Annotated in this window: 19 protein-coding genes; 15 read left to right on the forward strand and 4 right to left on the reverse strand. The window is 38.5% G+C overall.

Features of this window, described 5'->3' with window-relative positions; translation table 11 throughout:
* The first annotated feature begins 61 nt into the window (after window positions 1-61).
* The 6 genes from rimO to ACH9UM_RS03880 all read left to right on the forward strand — a co-directional run bounded on the left by rimO (window position 62) and on the right by ACH9UM_RS03880 (window position 4,986).
* Window positions 62-1,384, forward strand: a complete 1,323-nt coding sequence (gene rimO, locus ACH9UM_RS03855) for a 30S ribosomal protein S12 methylthiotransferase RimO (RefSeq protein WP_009242620.1) — start codon at window positions 62-64, stop codon at window positions 1,382-1,384.
* Window positions 1,381-1,923 carry a CDP-diacylglycerol--glycerol-3-phosphate 3-phosphatidyltransferase gene (gene pgsA / locus ACH9UM_RS03860; protein ID WP_004846174.1) on the forward strand — a complete coding sequence of 181 codons (543 nt, stop codon included), beginning with the start codon at window positions 1,381-1,383 and terminating at the stop codon, window positions 1,921-1,923. The genes rimO and pgsA overlap by 4 nt, the downstream gene beginning before the upstream one ends.
* A gap of 2 nt (window positions 1,924-1,925) precedes the next feature.
* The gene (locus tag ACH9UM_RS03865; RefSeq protein WP_009242621.1) at window positions 1,926-2,441 is read left to right on the forward strand and encodes a CinA family protein; all 516 of its coding nucleotides are present in this window, start codon (window positions 1,926-1,928) and stop codon (window positions 2,439-2,441) included.
* Window positions 2,442-2,635: 194 nt separating this feature from the next.
* Window positions 2,636-3,328: an iron-sulfur cluster assembly scaffold protein gene (locus ACH9UM_RS03870; protein WP_009242622.1), complete on the forward strand. Its 693-nt coding sequence runs from the start codon at window positions 2,636-2,638 to the stop codon at window positions 3,326-3,328.
* 48 nt (window positions 3,329-3,376) lie between these two features.
* Window positions 3,377-4,387 carry a GGGtGRT protein gene (locus tag ACH9UM_RS03875; RefSeq protein ID WP_004846171.1) on the forward strand — a complete coding sequence of 337 codons (1,011 nt, stop codon included), beginning with the start codon at window positions 3,377-3,379 and terminating at the stop codon, window positions 4,385-4,387.
* A 200-nt stretch (window positions 4,388-4,587) separates the two neighbouring features.
* On the forward strand, window positions 4,588-4,986 hold the full coding sequence (locus tag ACH9UM_RS03880) for a hypothetical protein (protein ID WP_009242623.1): 399 nt from the start codon (window positions 4,588-4,590) through the stop codon (window positions 4,984-4,986).
* Between the two features lie 131 nt (window positions 4,987-5,117).
* Here the strand turns inward: ACH9UM_RS03880 and ACH9UM_RS03885 are convergent, their stop codons facing one another.
* From ACH9UM_RS03885 to ACH9UM_RS03895, 3 genes are read right to left on the reverse strand one after another with little or no spacing between them, the layout of a single operon-like run.
* Window positions 5,118-5,840 (reverse strand): hypothetical protein, encoded by a 723-nt coding sequence (locus ACH9UM_RS03885; protein ID WP_009242624.1) that lies wholly within the window; start codon window positions 5,838-5,840, stop codon window positions 5,118-5,120.
* Window position 5,841: 1 nt separating this feature from the next.
* Window positions 5,842-6,702, reverse strand: a complete 861-nt coding sequence (locus ACH9UM_RS03890; RefSeq protein ID WP_009320583.1) for an ATP-binding cassette domain-containing protein — start codon at window positions 6,700-6,702, stop codon at window positions 5,842-5,844.
* Window positions 6,683-7,066, reverse strand: coding sequence for a GntR family transcriptional regulator (locus tag ACH9UM_RS03895; RefSeq protein ID WP_004847460.1), 384 nt, complete (start codon window positions 7,064-7,066; stop codon window positions 6,683-6,685). The genes ACH9UM_RS03890 and ACH9UM_RS03895 overlap by 20 nt, the downstream gene beginning before the upstream one ends.
* 177 nt (window positions 7,067-7,243) lie before the next feature.
* Between ACH9UM_RS03895 and ACH9UM_RS03900 the strand changes: the two genes are divergently transcribed.
* The 4 genes from ACH9UM_RS03900 to ACH9UM_RS03915 all read left to right on the forward strand — a co-directional run bounded on the left by ACH9UM_RS03900 (window position 7,244) and on the right by ACH9UM_RS03915 (window position 9,981).
* Window positions 7,244-8,260, forward strand: coding sequence for an SPFH domain-containing protein (locus ACH9UM_RS03900; protein ID WP_009242626.1), 1,017 nt, complete (start codon window positions 7,244-7,246; stop codon window positions 8,258-8,260).
* Between the two features lie 2 nt (window positions 8,261-8,262).
* A complete protein-coding gene (locus tag ACH9UM_RS03905) occupies window positions 8,263-8,466 on the forward strand; it encodes a hypothetical protein (protein WP_004845173.1) in 204 nt (67 codons plus the stop codon).
* Window positions 8,467-8,688: 222 nt separating this feature from the next.
* The gene (locus ACH9UM_RS03910) at window positions 8,689-8,919 is read left to right on the forward strand and encodes a hypothetical protein (RefSeq protein WP_004845172.1); all 231 of its coding nucleotides are present in this window, start codon (window positions 8,689-8,691) and stop codon (window positions 8,917-8,919) included.
* Window positions 8,920-9,024: 105 nt separating this feature from the next.
* Window positions 9,025-9,981: a hypothetical protein gene (locus tag ACH9UM_RS03915; RefSeq protein ID WP_004845171.1), complete on the forward strand. Its 957-nt coding sequence runs from the start codon at window positions 9,025-9,027 to the stop codon at window positions 9,979-9,981.
* Between the two features lie 34 nt (window positions 9,982-10,015).
* Here the strand turns inward: ACH9UM_RS03915 and ACH9UM_RS03920 are convergent, their stop codons facing one another.
* A complete protein-coding gene (locus ACH9UM_RS03920) occupies window positions 10,016-10,777 on the reverse strand; it encodes a hypothetical protein (RefSeq protein ID WP_004845170.1) in 762 nt (253 codons plus the stop codon).
* A 229-nt stretch (window positions 10,778-11,006) separates the two neighbouring features.
* On the opposite strand from ACH9UM_RS03920, the gene ACH9UM_RS03925 reads away from it, so the two are divergent.
* From ACH9UM_RS03925 to ACH9UM_RS03945, 5 genes are all read left to right on the forward strand, one after another.
* Entirely contained in the window at window positions 11,007-11,168 is a 162-nt protein-coding gene (locus ACH9UM_RS03925; RefSeq protein WP_009242630.1) for a hypothetical protein, read from the forward strand.
* Between the two features lie 115 nt (window positions 11,169-11,283).
* The gene (locus tag ACH9UM_RS03930) at window positions 11,284-12,300 is read left to right on the forward strand and encodes a glycosyltransferase family 2 protein (protein WP_400092014.1); all 1,017 of its coding nucleotides are present in this window, start codon (window positions 11,284-11,286) and stop codon (window positions 12,298-12,300) included.
* An 86-nt stretch (window positions 12,301-12,386) separates the two neighbouring features.
* The gene (locus ACH9UM_RS03935; RefSeq protein ID WP_004845168.1) at window positions 12,387-13,067 is read left to right on the forward strand and encodes a hypothetical protein; all 681 of its coding nucleotides are present in this window, start codon (window positions 12,387-12,389) and stop codon (window positions 13,065-13,067) included.
* Window positions 13,057-14,118, forward strand: a complete 1,062-nt coding sequence (locus ACH9UM_RS03940; RefSeq protein WP_009242632.1) for a lysylphosphatidylglycerol synthase transmembrane domain-containing protein — start codon at window positions 13,057-13,059, stop codon at window positions 14,116-14,118. The genes ACH9UM_RS03935 and ACH9UM_RS03940 overlap by 11 nt, the downstream gene beginning before the upstream one ends.
* 116 nt (window positions 14,119-14,234) lie before the next feature.
* The gene (locus ACH9UM_RS03945; protein ID WP_044997870.1) at window positions 14,235-16,040 is read left to right on the forward strand and encodes an ABC-F family ATP-binding cassette domain-containing protein; all 1,806 of its coding nucleotides are present in this window, start codon (window positions 14,235-14,237) and stop codon (window positions 16,038-16,040) included.
* The last annotated feature ends 148 nt before the right edge of the window (window positions 16,041-16,188 follow it).

The following is a 16,188-nucleotide window of genomic DNA, read 5'->3' on the forward strand; positions in this document are numbered from 1 at the left end:
GCCACATTAAAGTACAAAAGTGAAAAGTATAATAAAAAGGAAGAGGAGGTATGGAACAGATATGAAAATATTGTTTATCTCTCTTGGATGTGACAAAAATCTCGTAGATACAGAAGTGATGCTCGGACTTTTGGCATCTAGAGGATATGAGATGACAGATGATGAAAGACAGGCAGATATTATTGTAATTAATACATGCTGCTTTATCCATGACGCAAAAGAAGAGAGCATTCAAAATATTCTTGAGATGGCAGAATATAAAAAGTCGGGACAGGTAAAAGTGTTGATCGTGACAGGATGTCTGGCACAGAGATACAGACAGGAAATATTAGATGAAATTCCGGAAGTAGATGAAGTTCTCGGAACGACGGCATATGATAAGATTTTAGATGCGGTAGACCGAGCATTGGAAGGAGAGCAGGGCATTATACTTTCGGATCTTAATGCGCTTCCGGTTTCAGGAGCAAAGCGTCTTGTGACGACGGGAGGACATTTTGCATATTTAAAGATTGCGGAAGGGTGCGATAAGCATTGTACATATTGCATTATTCCGAAAATACGTGGAAATTTCAGAAGTGTTCCCATGGAACGACTGATCAAAGAAGCGAAAGAGCTGGCAGAGCAAGGTGTCAAAGAACTGATCCTTGTGGCACAGGAAACGACACTTTATGGAAAAGATCTGTATGGAGAAAAATGTCTTCACAGGCTTGTGGAAGAGTTATGCAAGATTGCGGGAATCCGCTGGATCCGAATTTTGTATTGCTATCCGGAGGAAATTACAGATGAATTGATAGAAGTGATAAAAAAAGAACCGAAAGTGTGTCATTATCTTGATCTTCCGATCCAACATGCAAGCGACAGTATTTTGAAAAGGATGGGCAGAAGAACGTCAAAACAGGAACTGACAGATATTGTAAAAAAATTGAGAAAAGAAATTCCTGATATTTGCCTTCGTACGACGTTGATCACCGGCTTTCCCGGCGAAACAGAAGATCAGCATGAAGAATTGATGCAGTTTGTCGACGAAATGGAGTTTGATCGTTTAGGAGTCTTTACCTACTCACCGGAAGAAGACACCCCGGCGGCTGTTATGCCAGATCAGATCGCAGAAGAAGTAAAAGAAGAACGACAGGCGGATCTGATGGAACTTCAGCAGGAAATTGCATTTGACAATGCAGAAAATATGATCGGCAGAGAAATGCTTGTTATGATTGAAGGCAAAGTTGCGGATGAAAATGCTTATGTCGGCAGGACATACCGCGATGCGCCGAATGTGGACGGATTGATCTTTATTAACACAGAAGAAGAACTGATATCCGGCGATTTCGCAAAAGTGAAAATAACCGGAGCTTTAGAATATGATCTGATAGGAGAATTGTTATGAATTTACCAAATAAATTAACTGTTTTGCGCATTATCATGGTACCGTTTTTTGTATTTTTTATGCTTACGGATGTAGGCGGAGCGGCTAATAAGTGGATTGCTCTCGCAATTTTTGCAGTTGCGAGTCTGACGGATCTTTTAGATGGGAAAATAGCGAGAAAATATAATCTTGTGACAAATTTCGGAAAATTTATGGATCCTTTGGCAGATAAACTGCTTGTTTGTTCGGCTATGATCTGTCTGATTCCTTCCGGAAAATTAGCTGCCGAAATTGTAATAATCATTATTGCAAGAGAGTTTATTATAAGCGGATTCCGTCTCGTGGCATCTGACAACGGAATTGTGATCGCAGCAAGCTATTGGGGAAAATTCAAAACTGTATTTCAGATGGCGATGATCATCGTTCTTATTGCAGATTTAGGCGGTGTGTTCGACTTGATCGGAGAAATTCTTATTTGGGCAGCAGTGGCACTTACGATCATTTCTCTGATCGATTACGTGTGGAAAAATAAACAGGTACTTACACAAGGTGGGATGTAAACATGTATCTTGAATGGTATTTAAAAGAAAAAAAAGCATATGAGAAAACTTTAGAGGAAACGGTGACGGAACTTTTATCTGAAAAACACCTTCACGTGACGACTGCAGAGTCCTGTACAGGAGGACTGATTTCAGGAACACTTGTAAATGCGGCAGGCGCGTCTGCAGTATTGAATGAGGGGTATGTCACTTACTCAAATGAAGCGAAAGAGCGCCTGCTTGGAGTTTCTCATGAGACGCTTGAAACTTATGGGGCAGTCAGTGAACAGACGGCGAAAGAGATGGCGGAAGGAGCGGCAAAAGCCGCAGGTGCAGAAGCGGCTCTTAGCGCGACAGGAATTGCCGGTCCAAGTGGAGGAACAGAGGACAAGCCTGTCGGACTCGTGTATATAGGATGTTATCTGAACGGGGAGACAGTAGTAAAAGAATGCCGTTTTCACGGAAATCGTATGGAAAACAGAGCTCAAACAGTTGAAACTGCACTTGAGATGCTGAAAGATGCATTGTTAAAAGAATAGGATTTTCGGAAATAGGAAAGAAAATTTTAAAATAGTATAAAAGCATTATAAAAACATAAAGTGAACACTTTGAGTGAAAACTTTGTCAAAGTTTGATTGACGAATGCGGTAATTTATGAGAAAATAAAATAGGTATGGCACGAGTATGTGTTCGTATGCAGAAGAAAATCATAGATATTGAAAGGAGTTTTAACATGATTTATTCACATGAAGTAGAAATGATGTGTCCGGTAGCGCAGGGCGCAAATCACGGACCGGCTCCGATCCCGGAAGAAGCAAAATGGGTGAAAGCGAAAGAAGTAAAGGATATTTCCGGTTTGACACATGGTGTTGGCTGGTGTGCTCCGCAGCAGGGTACATGTAAGCTGACTCTGAACGTGAAAGACGGTATTATCCAGGAAGCGCTTGTAGAGACAATCGGATGTTCGGGAATGACACATTCCGCAGCTATGGCATCTGAGATCCTCCCGGGCAAAACAATCTTAGAGGCACTTAACACAGACCTTGTCTGTGATGCGATCAATACAGCAATGAGAGAACTTTTCCTTCAGATCGTATACGGAAGAACTCAGAGTGCATTCTCTGAAGACGGACTTCCGATCGGAGCAGGACTTGAGGATCTTGGAAAAGGACTTCGTTCTCAGGTTGGTACAATGTACGGAACACTTGCAAAAGGTCCTCGTTACCTTGAGATGGCAGAAGGTTATGTAACAGGAATCGCTCTTGACGAAAACAACGAGATCATCGGATACCAGTTCGTAAGCCTCGGAAAATTCACAGATTTCATCAAAGCAGGCGATACGCCGAACGATGCTTGGGAAAAAGCAAAAGGACAGTACGGCCGTGTTGATGACGCAGCGAAGATCATCGACCCGCGTAAGGAGTAATCGGGATTTAGCGACATATTAAGGTAAATAAATCAGGAGGATACATAAATGGCTTTATTTGAATCATATGAAAGAAGAATTGATAAAATCAATGAAGTTTTAAACAGCTACGGTATCGCTTCTCTTGAAGAAGCAGAGAAGATTACGAAGGATGCCGGACTGGACGTATACAACCAGATCAAAGGCATTCAGCCGATCTGTTTTGAAAATGCATGCTGGGCTTATATTACGGGTGCGGCAATCGCAATCAAAAAAGGATGTACAAGAGCAGCAGACGCAGCAGCAGCAATCGGAGAGGGACTTCAGGCATTCTGTATTCCGGGTTCTGTAGCAGATCAGCGTAAAGTAGGTCTTGGTCACGGAAACCTTGGAAAGATGCTTCTTGAAGAGGAAACAGACTGTTTTGCATTCCTTGCAGGACATGAGTCATTCGCAGCAGCAGAAGGTGCAATCGGTATTGCGGAAAAAGCAAACAAAGTTCGTAAAAAACCGCTTCGTGTTATCTTGAACGGTCTTGGAAAAGATGCTGCAAAGATCATTTCCAGAATCAACGGATTTACATATGTTCAGACAGATTATGATTATTATACAGGCGAACTTAAAGAAGTTTCCAGAACAGCTTACTCTGACGGACTTCGTTCTAAAGTAAACTGCTACGGAGCAAACGATGTTCGTGAAGGCGTTGCAATTATGTGGAAAGAGGGTGTTGATGTTTCTATTACAGGAAACTCTACAAACCCGACTCGTTTCCAACACCCGGTTGCAGGTACATACAAAAAAGAATGTATCGAGCAGGGTAAAAAATATTTCTCAGTTGCTTCAGGCGGTGGTACAGGACGTACACTTCACCCGGACAACATGGCAGCAGGACCGGCTTCTTACGGTATGACAGATACACTTGGACGTATGCATTCAGATGCTCAGTTCGCAGGATCTTCTTCCGTACCGGCTCATGTTGAGATGATGGGACTTATCGGAGCAGGAAACAACCCGATGGTTGGTATGACTGTAGCTGTTGCAGTTTCCATCGAGGAAGCAGCAAAAGAAGGTAAATTCTAAGATAGGTGCAAAAAACCTTGATTTTATGGGGCTTTTCAAGTCGTAGTTTGGCTTGGGAAGCTCTTTTTGTATCGGCAAGACACATGTAAGCCACACTTGAGTTTATGATGGGTTGCCCCTTTTTAAACTAGAGATTTTGACATCTCCACTCTACAGAGTTACAATGCCAGACAATACAAGGGTAGACAGGCTCGTTATATTTGACTGACCCCATTGGAAACTGTATACTAGCCGGTGTCAATGGTGCAGGTAAGTCAACCCTTTATGAAGCATTAAATGAATTAAAAGGAATGCCACGCATAAACACTGATGAGATTGTAAAAGAAAGAGTGAAAATAAGGATAAATAAGGGTGGACATGGAATTTCAGAAGAAGATATTGAAAGACGTTATGTAGAGACATTCAAAAATTTAAAAGATGTTTTAAAATATTGTGATTTGGCAGCGTTCTACGATAACACGAAAAACTTTCACCGTTTTGCCATTTTTCGTAATGGTGAGATTGCTAGGATATCCACTATTTTACCGACATGGTTTAAGGAGAAAGAACTTGTTTGTTCTACAAACCTGTCTGTCAGCGTTAGTAATAAATTATTATAAATACTTCTTTATCACTGTAAAACTAAGGGCTATCGCAGTTCGTAATGTTCTGCGACAGCCTTTAATTCTGCCGTGTAGTACATGCGAGGCAGTACGTAACTTTAGGTATCAGCGTTCTTGCTGCAGACAGATTATTTGAGTTCGGTTCGTCTAATGACCACAAAAGATGTAGTTCCTAAAATGCCGATAATGAGTAATAAAGAGAAAGAGGGATAGAAGTAGTTAATTGTATCGCCCTTCACAAAACCGGCTGCTTTCATAAAGAAATTTAAAATATTTTTTACCAGTTCAGCGGAAAATACATATCTGAATAATGCAGTGATAAGCACTATGCATCCGATGAAAAGAATGCCGCAATAGATAGACATGGTTTTGCCTATTTTATTGATTATAAGTATCGTTAAATATAGAAGACAACAAAACATTACATACACAAGGAAGAGCCAGAGCCAGTTCATCACTATATTGTCATAGCCGTAGATTCCGCTGTATAGGGATGTATAATCCTTATTAAAATAATGAAGAAAATTTCCTACGACTGTATCTATAAATGCCATGATTCCGGACATAAAACTAAATAAAGAAAGCGCCGCAATGAAAATATATTTACGTGTAAATCCGTTTTGTATAAGTGTTTTAAAATCTTCTTTAAACCCTAAGGCGCCCAAAATGCTTACGAAAAACAAAGTATTGATTTCCAAACAATTTGTTCCGACATTTTCAAAGCTTCCGGAGACAATGCCGATGATCAGAGTGATAAGTCCGACGATTGCATATTGGATTGCGTAGAAGATCCATATATATTTAAAAGAGGTCATGCATTCGTATTGGATGATTGATTTTAATTTATTCATACTATTTTCCGCCTTTCTCTGTCAATTTTACGAATAATTTTTGTAAATTCATGGATGAAAAATGAAGGCTGCTGTCCGGGGGGATGGACGTTTTGTTATCTAATATATAGGCGATTTTCATATTGCCTAATTCGTCATGCCCGATCACGTTTTTATCTGAGCAATACTGATCAACTTCGTGAGAGATTCCTGAGACACTGTATCCTGTTTCTAAAAGACTCTCAACAGTATCTTGTAATATAATCTTTCCGTGATCGATCAAAACAACTTCTTCAATAATATTTGTTACTTCTTCAATCAAGTGTGTAGCGATAATGATTGTTCGTTCATTATTTTCAAAATCTTGTAAAAGCAGTTCATAAAACAGTTCTCTATGATTTGCATCTAATCCTAAGACTGGTTCGTCAAAGATTACATAAGGAATATTTAATGACAATGCCGCTGTTAATTTAAAAATGGATTGGTAACCTTTAGATAACGATCTGAATTTTTTGTTGATGTCAAGGTCAAACATTTTGGCAATAGTCAAGGCCTTATTTAAATCAAAACAATCATAAAACCGATTGATCCACCTGAAGTGTTCTTTTATTTTTAAATCTTTATCATATAAATCAGCTTCGCTCATACAAAACACTTTTTCGTGTACCTGCATATTTTCTTTTGCCGGAATGTCATCTACAAGAATCATTCCTTCGTCGGCAAAAATACGATTTGCGATTATATTGATAAGTGTAGATTTGCCCGCTCCGTTTCGCCCCAAAAGGCCGTAAATTTTTCCGAACTCAAAGGAAAATGAAACATCGTCAAGGGCTGTTAAATTATTATATTTTTTTGTGATATTTTTAATCTGAATTTTGTTCATGTTCAAAACCCCTTTCTATTAATGAAATAATTTCTTCTTTTTTCATATGCAGTTTGGATGCCTCTTGAATCAATGCAGCAACGTATTGTTCGTAAAACTGACTTTGCCGTTTTAATAGGATTTTATTGACTGCTCCCTTTTTTACAAACATGCCCAACCCTCTTTTCTTGTATATGATTTCCTCGTCTACTAAAAGATTCATTCCTTTTAAGACAGTATGAGGATTAATATTCAATAAAGAGGAGAGTTCATTTGTCGAAGGGATTTTTGTTTCTTCAGGAAACACTTTTGTAAAAATGGAGTCTTCAAGCTGCTCAGCTATTTGAATAAAAATAGGTTTTTCTATATTAGGATTGATATGCATCGTATCACCACCTTGTGCATTAGTTTGTTAGTTGAGTAACTAACTAGCTTTGAGTATAGTATATGTACGGAAGAATGTTTTGTCAATACTCAAAAAATAAAATATTTGAATTACTATTTACAAAATACAAACAAAATGATATCATAATGATATCAAACAAGAACAGGAGGGATAATGATGAAAGAAAAAGTACTGAATAATAAGAAAAACGGAATGCTTGTCTTGATTCTAACAACATTGTTGTATCTATTGTCAATCGCAGTCTGCGTTGTGGGAGCTATGATCGGAAATCCGTTGCTGCTCGGGATCAGTATTTTTTGGATGTGTGTAGGCTGGTTTCCGTATTGTGGACTGCGTGTGCTGAAACCTCAAGAAGCGCTTGTGTTGACATTGTTCGGAAAATATACAGGCACATTGAAAGGAGAAGGATTTTATGCGGTAAATCCGTTTTGTACAAGTGTAAATCCGGCGGCGGATACACATCTAAATCAAAGTGGTGATGTTGACAACAGTACAAGAAAATCTTCACTTTCAGGATTATTGGCAGGCACTTCGGAAAAATCCGGTTTGGAATCGGCAGGAAAGAAGATTTCTTTAAAGATTATGACTTTGAACAACAGCCGTCAAAAGATTAACGATTGTCTCGGAAATCCGGTAGAAATCGGTATTGCGGTGATGTGGCGAGTTGTAGATACGTCAAAAGCGGTTTTTAACGTAGATAATTATAAAGAATATCTTTCTCTTCAGTGTGATACAGCTCTTAGGAATATTGTACGTGTTTATCCGTATGATGTTTCTCCGAATGTAGATACAACCGGCGATGGTGTAGCAGACGAGGGAAGTCTGAGAGGCTCCAGCGAGGTAGTGGCTGCAAGAATTCGTGATGAGATTCAAAAAAGAGTAAGTGAGGCAGGTCTGGAAATTCTGGAAGCAAGAATCACATATCTTGCCTATGCGCCGGAGATTGCGGCAGTGATGCTTCAAAGACAGCAGGCATCGGCTATTATAGACGCAAGAAAAATGATTGTAGATGGAGCGGTCGGAATGGTAGAAATGGCGCTTGATCGTCTCAGCGAAAAGAAAGTTGTAGAACTGGATGAAGAAAGAAAAGCTGCAATGGTTTCAAATCTTCTTGTCGTCTTGTGCGGCAACAAAGATGCGCAGCCTATTGTAAATTCGGGAAGTTTGTATTGATCATGGCAGATCAGAAAAAGAAACAGATTCCGCTTCGGCTTTCTGCAAAATTGTATGATGCCGTGGCAGCTTGGGCAGAAGATGATTTTCGCTCAGTCAACGGGCAGATTGAATATTTGCTGACCGAGTGTGTAAGGCAGAGAAAGAAAAACGGAAAATATGTATCGGAACATTTAGATGAACATCCTGAATTTGATATAAAATAAGAAGAATGATAAAAAAGAAACTGTATTGCAAATAGATATGAAATTCGTTTGCAGTACAGTTTTTTTCAACAGTGGTCGTTAAAGTCTAAGACTGCCGAAGAAGAGCTTTCAAAAGTTTTGTTTTATGATATACTGATAAACGAAAAGAAAAACAGCAGCGCAGCGAATGGAAGCTGTCATATTTGAATCGCACAGTCATAGAAGAGAGGAGTGGAGAAAAGTATGCGCGAAATGGAGTTTACGATTGAAGACACAGAAGCTTTAAAGCCGGGGATGGAAGTGGGAGTGACAGAAGGAGTCCTTCCGACGTCTTATTACTACACGATCGAGCACGCACTCGGGATGAGCGCTAATTTCAAACAGGCAGAGCGGTTAAAAACCAGAAGAGGAATTGTGAAAGAATTAAAAGAAACGCCGCAGTTTCATATTGCAGTATTGGAATTTGACGAGTAGCATATTAAAATGCTGCTTGTTAAAAAAGAAATAAAATGTTATAGTATGAATAAAACTAATAACATTTAAAAAGCTTGATACAAACAAGGCGGGGGAGATAAACTGATGAGCCAAAACGCAGAATCAAAATTTGTCAATACGAAAAATAAAAAATTTGATTTTTTTAAAAGTTGTATAAAAAAAGAAGTATGGGAATTATTTTGCAAGAAATTTAAAAGTGATGTTACAGCAGCATCATATAAATCCGATCTGTCAGAATTTTGTCGCTTTACGGAAAAGTGTTTTCAGGAAACAGATTTTTCGGATGTACAGAAATATTATATCTATATGCAAAAAAAGATAAAAAATGGACAGATCGGTCCATTGACAGTGACAAAAAAATTCAGGGAACTTCATTCTTTTTCAAAATTTTTGTTAGAAGAGTGGAGCGACAGATTAGAAGATGAGTCAAAAACAAGTTCGTTTAAAGACTATTTTGAACCGTATTTGAAACAACTGGTAAAGGAAAAAGAGTTGGCGAGGATGATTCCTTTGGAGCATATAGATCGATTGTTGACAGCATCGGCGGAAAATCATATGGTGTATACGATCTTAACTTTAATGTATAGGGCAGGACTGTCCTCTACGGAAATTATAGCATTGAAAGGGCCGGAAGATTTTGTACAGTATGGCGACGGATTGTATGTGTTTTTAAAAGGAAGGCAAGAGCCGTGTTATATACCGGAAGATGCAAAAGAAATTTTGTTTTCTTATTTGGAAGAATGGGAAGAAGGAAGATCCCTTTTTTATAATCGGAGCAAAAATCCTCTGAATACGATGTATATCAGCCGAATGATGAAGAAGTATTGTGAAAAGGCAAAAATTCCATCTTACAGCGCAGAAGCAGTGAGAAATTGCTGTGCGTTTAATTTGTTTGCATATGGTGCGACTGAAGAACAGGTATCGGATCAAATGGGAAGAACTGTGTGTCAGATCAAACGGTACAAAGGGATGGGATATAAAAAGAATCTGAAAAAACGCTCGGCAGATCTTGTGAAGATCCGAATCGAGCGTCCGATATAGAAAAACCTTTTGCTATTTTCTGCTGTGGAATATTTTAAAGGTATTTGCGGATCAGGCAGGAGATGATCCCCGCTGCACAAAGTCCGAATAAAACATTATGCATAGAACCGTATACTTCAAGTCCGCCCTTTAGTCCATAGATGATATCCGGAGTTTCGGGAAGAAACCGATTGATCCAGAATGCAGCATAGGAGGTGAGAAATACAAGTAAGAAAGAATTCAGTCCTCTGCCGGTATCTTCTTTGTGAACTCCCCATTGATCTCGAACTCTTACTTTCGTCATAGACCAGAGAAGTGCAATAAATTCGCTTAAAAGAAAAATAAGCGCAACAGATAAGTATGCGGCAAGTGAGAGAGGAACGGTTTTTGTATTAACAGCTTCCATAATATCTCCGTAGGGCGCACTTGCACGGAGAAATGTCCAAGAGGCGAATATCATGACAGCTAAAATTAAAAGAGCCGTCAGGCTGCGGATCAGAGAAGCGGAAATGTTGGAAAGGATACGTCCTCCTTTTCTGATAGGTGCAGCCAGAGGTATTTTAGAATTTTTTCTTCGTTTTTTCTTTTTGGTACGGTCATCGGGATCGGTGTGATCATAGTCACTGTTTTCATCATCACTTTCGTAGTATTCATCTTCATAGTCATCATCATAATAATCGTCATCATAATAATCGTCATCATCATCATAGTCGTTATAGATGTCGTTACTTGACCTATATTCATTTGGAACGTATTCCTCATATGTCACTTCAAAATCATCATCAAATAACTCTTCAAATTCAGGATTTTTTCTCATAAAATAAAACTCCTTTTTTGGATAAGCTGATATAAAATTATTTCCTTATGTTATAACTTTTCCAAAAGAGATACAAGTGATAAAAGAGAATTTAAGAAATTTTTCATTGTTCTTTATGCGCCTTACGAAAGTGTAAGATGCATGCTTGGAAATGTAAGACAATCCATGTGGAAAAAATTTTTCTTTTTTCTACAATAAATACATACAGATATTTAGGAGGTAAAATGAGATGAAATTGTCTGTGAGCAGAATTGTCGGACGGCTGATCGGATGGCTGATGATCTTATTTATTGTTTTGATCATTATGCCGATTGGAATGATTTCTTCTATATTTTCATATTGTTTTAAAAATCTTTCCCAAATCTTAAGAAATACCTCGATGTTATCTTAAGAAGGGTCAAGTATTATTTAGGCTGTAAATAATAGCATTAAGAAATGAGAGATGAAAAAACGCTGTGTTTCAGCCCGTTAGGAGCATATGGAACACACTGAGGAGGAAAAGTTATATGAAATACATTACGTTTGCAGTTCCGTGTTATAATTCTGAAAATTATATGAGAAGATGTGTGGATTCTCTTCTTATCGGAGGGAAAGATGTAGAAATTATTCTGATCGATGACGGTTCTTCTGATCGTACTGCACAGATTGCCGATGAATATGAGATTGAATACCCGGATATTGTACGTGTTGTGCATAAGGAAAACGGGGGACATGGTTCCGGTGTGAATAAAGGACTCGAGTTGGCAAACGGTATTTATTATAAAGTCGTAGATTCGGATGACTGGTTTGATAAAGAATCATATCAGAAACTTCTTGTCAAGCTAAAAGCGTTTACAGGCGAGCGTCCGGATCTGATCGTATGTAATTATGTATACGATCACCTTGATGAAGGAATAAAAAAATCAATGGATTACAAAAATGTATTTCCGATTGAAAAACAGTGCACATGGGATGAAATCGGAAAGTTTTATCCGTCCCAATATTTGATCATGCACTCGCTCATGTTTCAGGCGAAAGTGCTCAGAGAATCTGAAGTGAAACTGCCGGAGCATACATTTTATGTAGATAATCTGTTTTCATATAAGCCGCTTCCGTACGCCGAGACTATTTATTATATGGACATCGATCTGTATCATTATTACCTGGGCAGAGATGATCAATCTGTAAATGAAAAGGTGCTTATGAAAAGGATCGATCAGCAGATCTTGGTAACAGATCTTGTAACCCGCAGCGTTGATCTGGCGGAAGTAAAGAAAATCCATCCGAAATTAGAAGCATACATGGTGCGAAATATTTCAATTATGCTTACAATTTCATCTATCCATCTGCTCCTTATCGATACAGCCGATTCCTATAAAAAGCGAAAAGATATGTGGAATCATGTAAAAGAGTATAATGAAGCTCTTTACTATCGGCTTCGCTTTCGTACTTTGAGCGGTTTTACATATTTACCCGGAAAGATCGGCACAAGCTTGACAATCGGGGGATATCGTCTTGCAAAAAAAGTATATCGCTTTCAATAAAGAACGATGATCGGTAAAAAAGACAAAAGGAAAAATGTATTGTTAATCCGGAAGATTTACATTACAGGGGGAAAGGATGAACTAATATGACAGAAATATACATAGCATTTGTAGATACACCGGGAATTTTTGCTTCGATTATTCGAAGAGTAATTAAACAAAAATATATTCATGTGGCAATCGGGCTTGATGAGAATCTGGATGAAGCATACAGTATCGGAAGGAGACATCCGTCGATTCCTCTGATTGCAGGATTTGAAAAAGAAGAGAAAAGAAAAATTTTGCGGGCATTTCCGGGAGCGGATTATATGATCTGCTCAATTCCATGCACTCAAGAACAAAAGCAGTTTATTAAAGAGGAGCTTCATGAGGCGATGAAGAACAGATATCGCTATCATTATACAATTCTCGGACTTCCGTTTTTACTTTTCGGAAAACCGTTTTATCAAAAAAATCATTACACATGTTCTTCCTATGCTGCCGAGTTGCTTGAAAAGGCAGGCGTCTGTACATGGAACAAGCATTTTTCGCTTGTTACGCCAAAGGATTTTTATGAATATAAGGGGAAACAGAAAATTTTTGAAGGTAGTTTGAGAGAACTTACCGAAAGAGAGAAAAAGACATATCCGGAGTATGGAACACTTACTTTTCCGCCGATATCCCGCCCGGCATATCTATCTGCTGCGGGAAATTATATAACAATGGCGCATGTACATAATGTCCGGGAAGAAGAAAGAAAAGGACGGAGGAGAAGGTATGAGCGTTAAGAAACGAATTCTTGAAGTAACGATTTTCTTACTTGTAATGTTTTTGACGTTTTATACACTTTTCAGTGGGAAAAATCTTGGTGAAATTGCAAATGCCGTTTCAAAAATGTCAGTAGGATACTTGGTTCCGGCGGCTGCTCTTGCTATCTTTTTTGTATGCGCAGAAGGATATATGATCTGGTATCTGCTTCAGGCAATGAAAGCAAACCGAAGAAAAGAAGGAAGTTCTTTGATTCGTTGTATCCAATACTCTTTTATCGGATTTTTCTATTCTGGCATTACGCCGTCTGCAACAGGAGGACAGCCTGTGCAGCTCTATTATATGAGCAAAGACGGGAACAGAGGATCGGACAGTACGGTTGTGCTTATGACAGTTGCTGTTGTTTATAAATTTGTACTTGTAATTTTAGGAGCGGCGATTTTATTATTTTGGTACCGGCCTCTCTATTCGGAGTTAGGGAAATTTTTCCCTCTCTATCTTTTCGGACTTTTATTAAATGTAATTTTAGTTGTGGTCATAGCGGGAATTATGTTGATGCCGAATATTATGCTGCGATGTGCGCTTTTTTTTGAAAAGCTGTTTGTTAAAATGAGCATTTTGAAACCTTCTGAAAAGCGTCCTGAAAAAATTCACGAGTTTATCGGAAGTTATCAAAACGCAGTTTCATGGCTTAGGACACATAAAGGAAAGCTTTTGTTTATTGTGCTTGTTACATTTTTACAAAGATGTAGCGTATTTCTTTTGACATATATGGTATACCTTGGATTCGGGCTGCACGGAACCGGAATGATGAAAGTTATCCTTCTTCAAGCCGCAGTCTATATAGCGGTAGATATGCTTCCGCTTCCGGGAGCGCAGGGAATTACAGAGCTGATGTATCAAACTGTGTTTGCCCATGTATTTACCGGTACATATCTTATACCGTCCATGCTTGTAAGCAGAGGAATTAATTTCTACTTTTTGCTCATTGTCAGTCTTATTATTGTTTTGGTAAATAAAATTCGGTATAAATCGACGGTTTGCCGGAATGTAAAGATTGAAAACGAATAAAAGAGAAACAATAGATAATCATAAAAATAATAAAAAAGCATAGGTAAAATCTACTTGACAACTCCTTGCAGACATCTCAAAATGAATGAGAGAAAATGGTTTGCAAGGAGTTTTTTATGAATATTATAAATGTGGAACATCTCTATAAAATATACGGTGAGAAAATAATATTTGACGATGCGTCATTCGGAATTCAAAAAGGAGATAAAATCGGGATCGTAGGGATCAACGGTACCGGAAAATCAACGCTTCTTAAAATGATAGCAGGAGAAGAAACACCGGATAAAGGACAGATTATAAAACAAAATGGACTGAAGCTTGCCTATGTGCCGCAAAATCCGGTTTTTTCAGAAGACAGTACGATTCGGTCATATGCATTAAAAAAAGGGGAAGAGAATTGGAAAGTAGAAAGTAATCTGACGGAATTAAATATCACCCGGTTTGATCAGAAAATCGAGCATTTATCAGGAGGACAGAAAAAACGGGTTGTGCTTGCAAAAATACTGTCAGATGATTTTGACGTACTTTTGCTGGATGAGCCTACGAACCATTTGGATGAAGCGATGATCCGATGGCTGGAAGAATATCTTCGGTCCTATAAAGGAACCGTTATTATGGTAACTCACGACCGGTATTTTCTTGACAGAGTTACAAATCGTATTTTGGAGATCAGTCATGGAAAAATGTATGGATACGACTCTGACTACTCAGGGTTTCTTGAACTGAAGGCGCAAAGAGAAGAGATGGAATCAGCATCTGAACGAAAGAGACAGAGTGTTTTGAGAATGGAACTTGAATGGGCGAAACGCGGGTGTCGTGCCAGAACAACGAAACAAAGAGCGAGACTGGAGCGTCTTGAACAACTGAAAAACGGAAATACTCCGATAAAAGATCAAACAGTAGAACTTGATTCGGTAGAAACCAGAATGGGGAAAAAGACGATCGAACTTCATCATGTGAGTAAAAAATACGGAGAAAAAGTGATACTGGATGATTTCAGTTATATTGTGTTAAAAAATCAAAGACTTGGAATCATAGGACCAAATGGATGCGGAAAATCAACTCTTATGAAAATGATCGCGGGACAGGTGATTCCGGACAGTGGAAACATTGAGATCGGAGAAACGATCAAGATCGGATATTTTGCACAGGAAGAACAAGAGATGGATCCTTCTCAAAGAGTGATCGATTATGTGAAAGATATTGCAGAATATATTACGACACGAGAAGGAAAAATCAGTGCGTCAGCGTTGTTGGAGCGTTTTTTGTTTACTCCTGATATGCAGTATGCTCCGATAGGTAAACTTTCGGGCGGAGAGAAGAGAAGGCTGCATCTTCTTGGCGTACTTGCCGAAAATGCAAATGTTCTTTTGTTTGACGAGGCGGGAAATAATCTTGATATTCCCACACTTACGATTTTGGAAGATTATTTAAACTCTTTTTCGGGAATCGTGATCACCGTATCGCATGACCGCTATTTTTTAGATAACATTGTGGATCGCATTTTCGAGTTAGATGGGAAGGGGCATATCCGTCAGTTTGAAGGAGGATATACCGATTATTTGAATGTAAAGAAAAGAGAATCTGCATCAACGCAGTTTACAGACAAAACCGAAAATTCGCGCGGAAATCTTCCGAAAGATCCTGCGGAAAGTAATCCGAAAAGCTGGAAACAAAATGCGCCGCAGAAGGTTAAATTTTCTTATAAAGAACAAAGAGAATTTGAGACGATTGATGACGATATCGCAGCGCTTGAAGAAAGAATAGAAAAAATTAAAATGCAGATCAATGCGAATGCGACCAATTCTGTTAAACTAAAAGAGTTATTTGAGGAACAGGAGAAAGTACAGGCACAGCTTGACGAAAAAACAGAAAGATGGGTTTATTTAAACGAGATTGCAGAAAAGATCGGCTGCGTATAACTTTTGATTTCATTCTTGATTTTAGACTGACTGAACGGTCATCAAATATGTAAAAATTTTAGCACAACATCTTGACAAAGAATAGCTGAGTTGGTAATATTATAAAATATAAAAACAGAACGCACTCTGTTTTTTTAGAGAAGAAGGA

Source organism: Mediterraneibacter torques (assembly GCF_044591705.1).
Lineage (GTDB): Bacteria > Bacillota > Clostridia > Lachnospirales > Lachnospiraceae > Mediterraneibacter > Mediterraneibacter torques.

Coding starts and splice junctions, on each gene's coding strand:
- ACH9UM_RS03915 (WP_004845171.1), top strand. CDS start 9,025: ATGAGCCAAAACGCAGAATCAAAATTTGTCAATACGAAAAATAAAAAA.
- ACH9UM_RS03870 (WP_009242622.1), top strand. CDS start 2,636: ATGATTTATTCACATGAAGTAGAAATGATGTGTCCGGTAGCGCAGGGC.
- ACH9UM_RS03930 (WP_400092014.1), top strand. CDS start 11,284: ATGAAATACATTACGTTTGCAGTTCCGTGTTATAATTCTGAAAATTAT.
- ACH9UM_RS03945 (WP_044997870.1), top strand. CDS start 14,235: ATGAATATTATAAATGTGGAACATCTCTATAAAATATACGGTGAGAAA.
- ACH9UM_RS03910 (WP_004845172.1), top strand. CDS start 8,689: ATGCGCGAAATGGAGTTTACGATTGAAGACACAGAAGCTTTAAAGCCG.
- ACH9UM_RS03875 (WP_004846171.1), top strand. CDS start 3,377: ATGGCTTTATTTGAATCATATGAAAGAAGAATTGATAAAATCAATGAA.
- ACH9UM_RS03905 (WP_004845173.1), top strand. CDS start 8,263: ATGGCAGATCAGAAAAAGAAACAGATTCCGCTTCGGCTTTCTGCAAAA.
- ACH9UM_RS03940 (WP_009242632.1), top strand. CDS start 13,057: ATGAGCGTTAAGAAACGAATTCTTGAAGTAACGATTTTCTTACTTGTA.
- ACH9UM_RS03885 (WP_009242624.1), bottom strand. CDS start 5,840: ATGAATAAATTAAAATCAATCATCCAATACGAATGCATGACCTCTTTT.
- ACH9UM_RS03920 (WP_004845170.1), bottom strand. CDS start 10,777: ATGAGAAAAAATCCTGAATTTGAAGAGTTATTTGATGATGATTTTGAA.
- ACH9UM_RS03900 (WP_009242626.1), top strand. CDS start 7,244: ATGAAAGAAAAAGTACTGAATAATAAGAAAAACGGAATGCTTGTCTTG.
- ACH9UM_RS03935 (WP_004845168.1), top strand. CDS start 12,387: ATGACAGAAATATACATAGCATTTGTAGATACACCGGGAATTTTTGCT.
- ACH9UM_RS03895 (WP_004847460.1), bottom strand. CDS start 7,066: ATGCATATCAATCCTAATATAGAAAAACCTATTTTTATTCAAATAGCT.
- ACH9UM_RS03925 (WP_009242630.1), top strand. CDS start 11,007: ATGAAATTGTCTGTGAGCAGAATTGTCGGACGGCTGATCGGATGGCTG.
- ACH9UM_RS03890 (WP_009320583.1), bottom strand. CDS start 6,702: ATGAACAAAATTCAGATTAAAAATATCACAAAAAAATATAATAATTTA.
- ACH9UM_RS03865 (WP_009242621.1), top strand. CDS start 1,926: ATGTATCTTGAATGGTATTTAAAAGAAAAAAAAGCATATGAGAAAACT.
- pgsA (WP_004846174.1), top strand. CDS start 1,381: ATGAATTTACCAAATAAATTAACTGTTTTGCGCATTATCATGGTACCG.
- rimO (WP_009242620.1), top strand. CDS start 62: ATGAAAATATTGTTTATCTCTCTTGGATGTGACAAAAATCTCGTAGAT.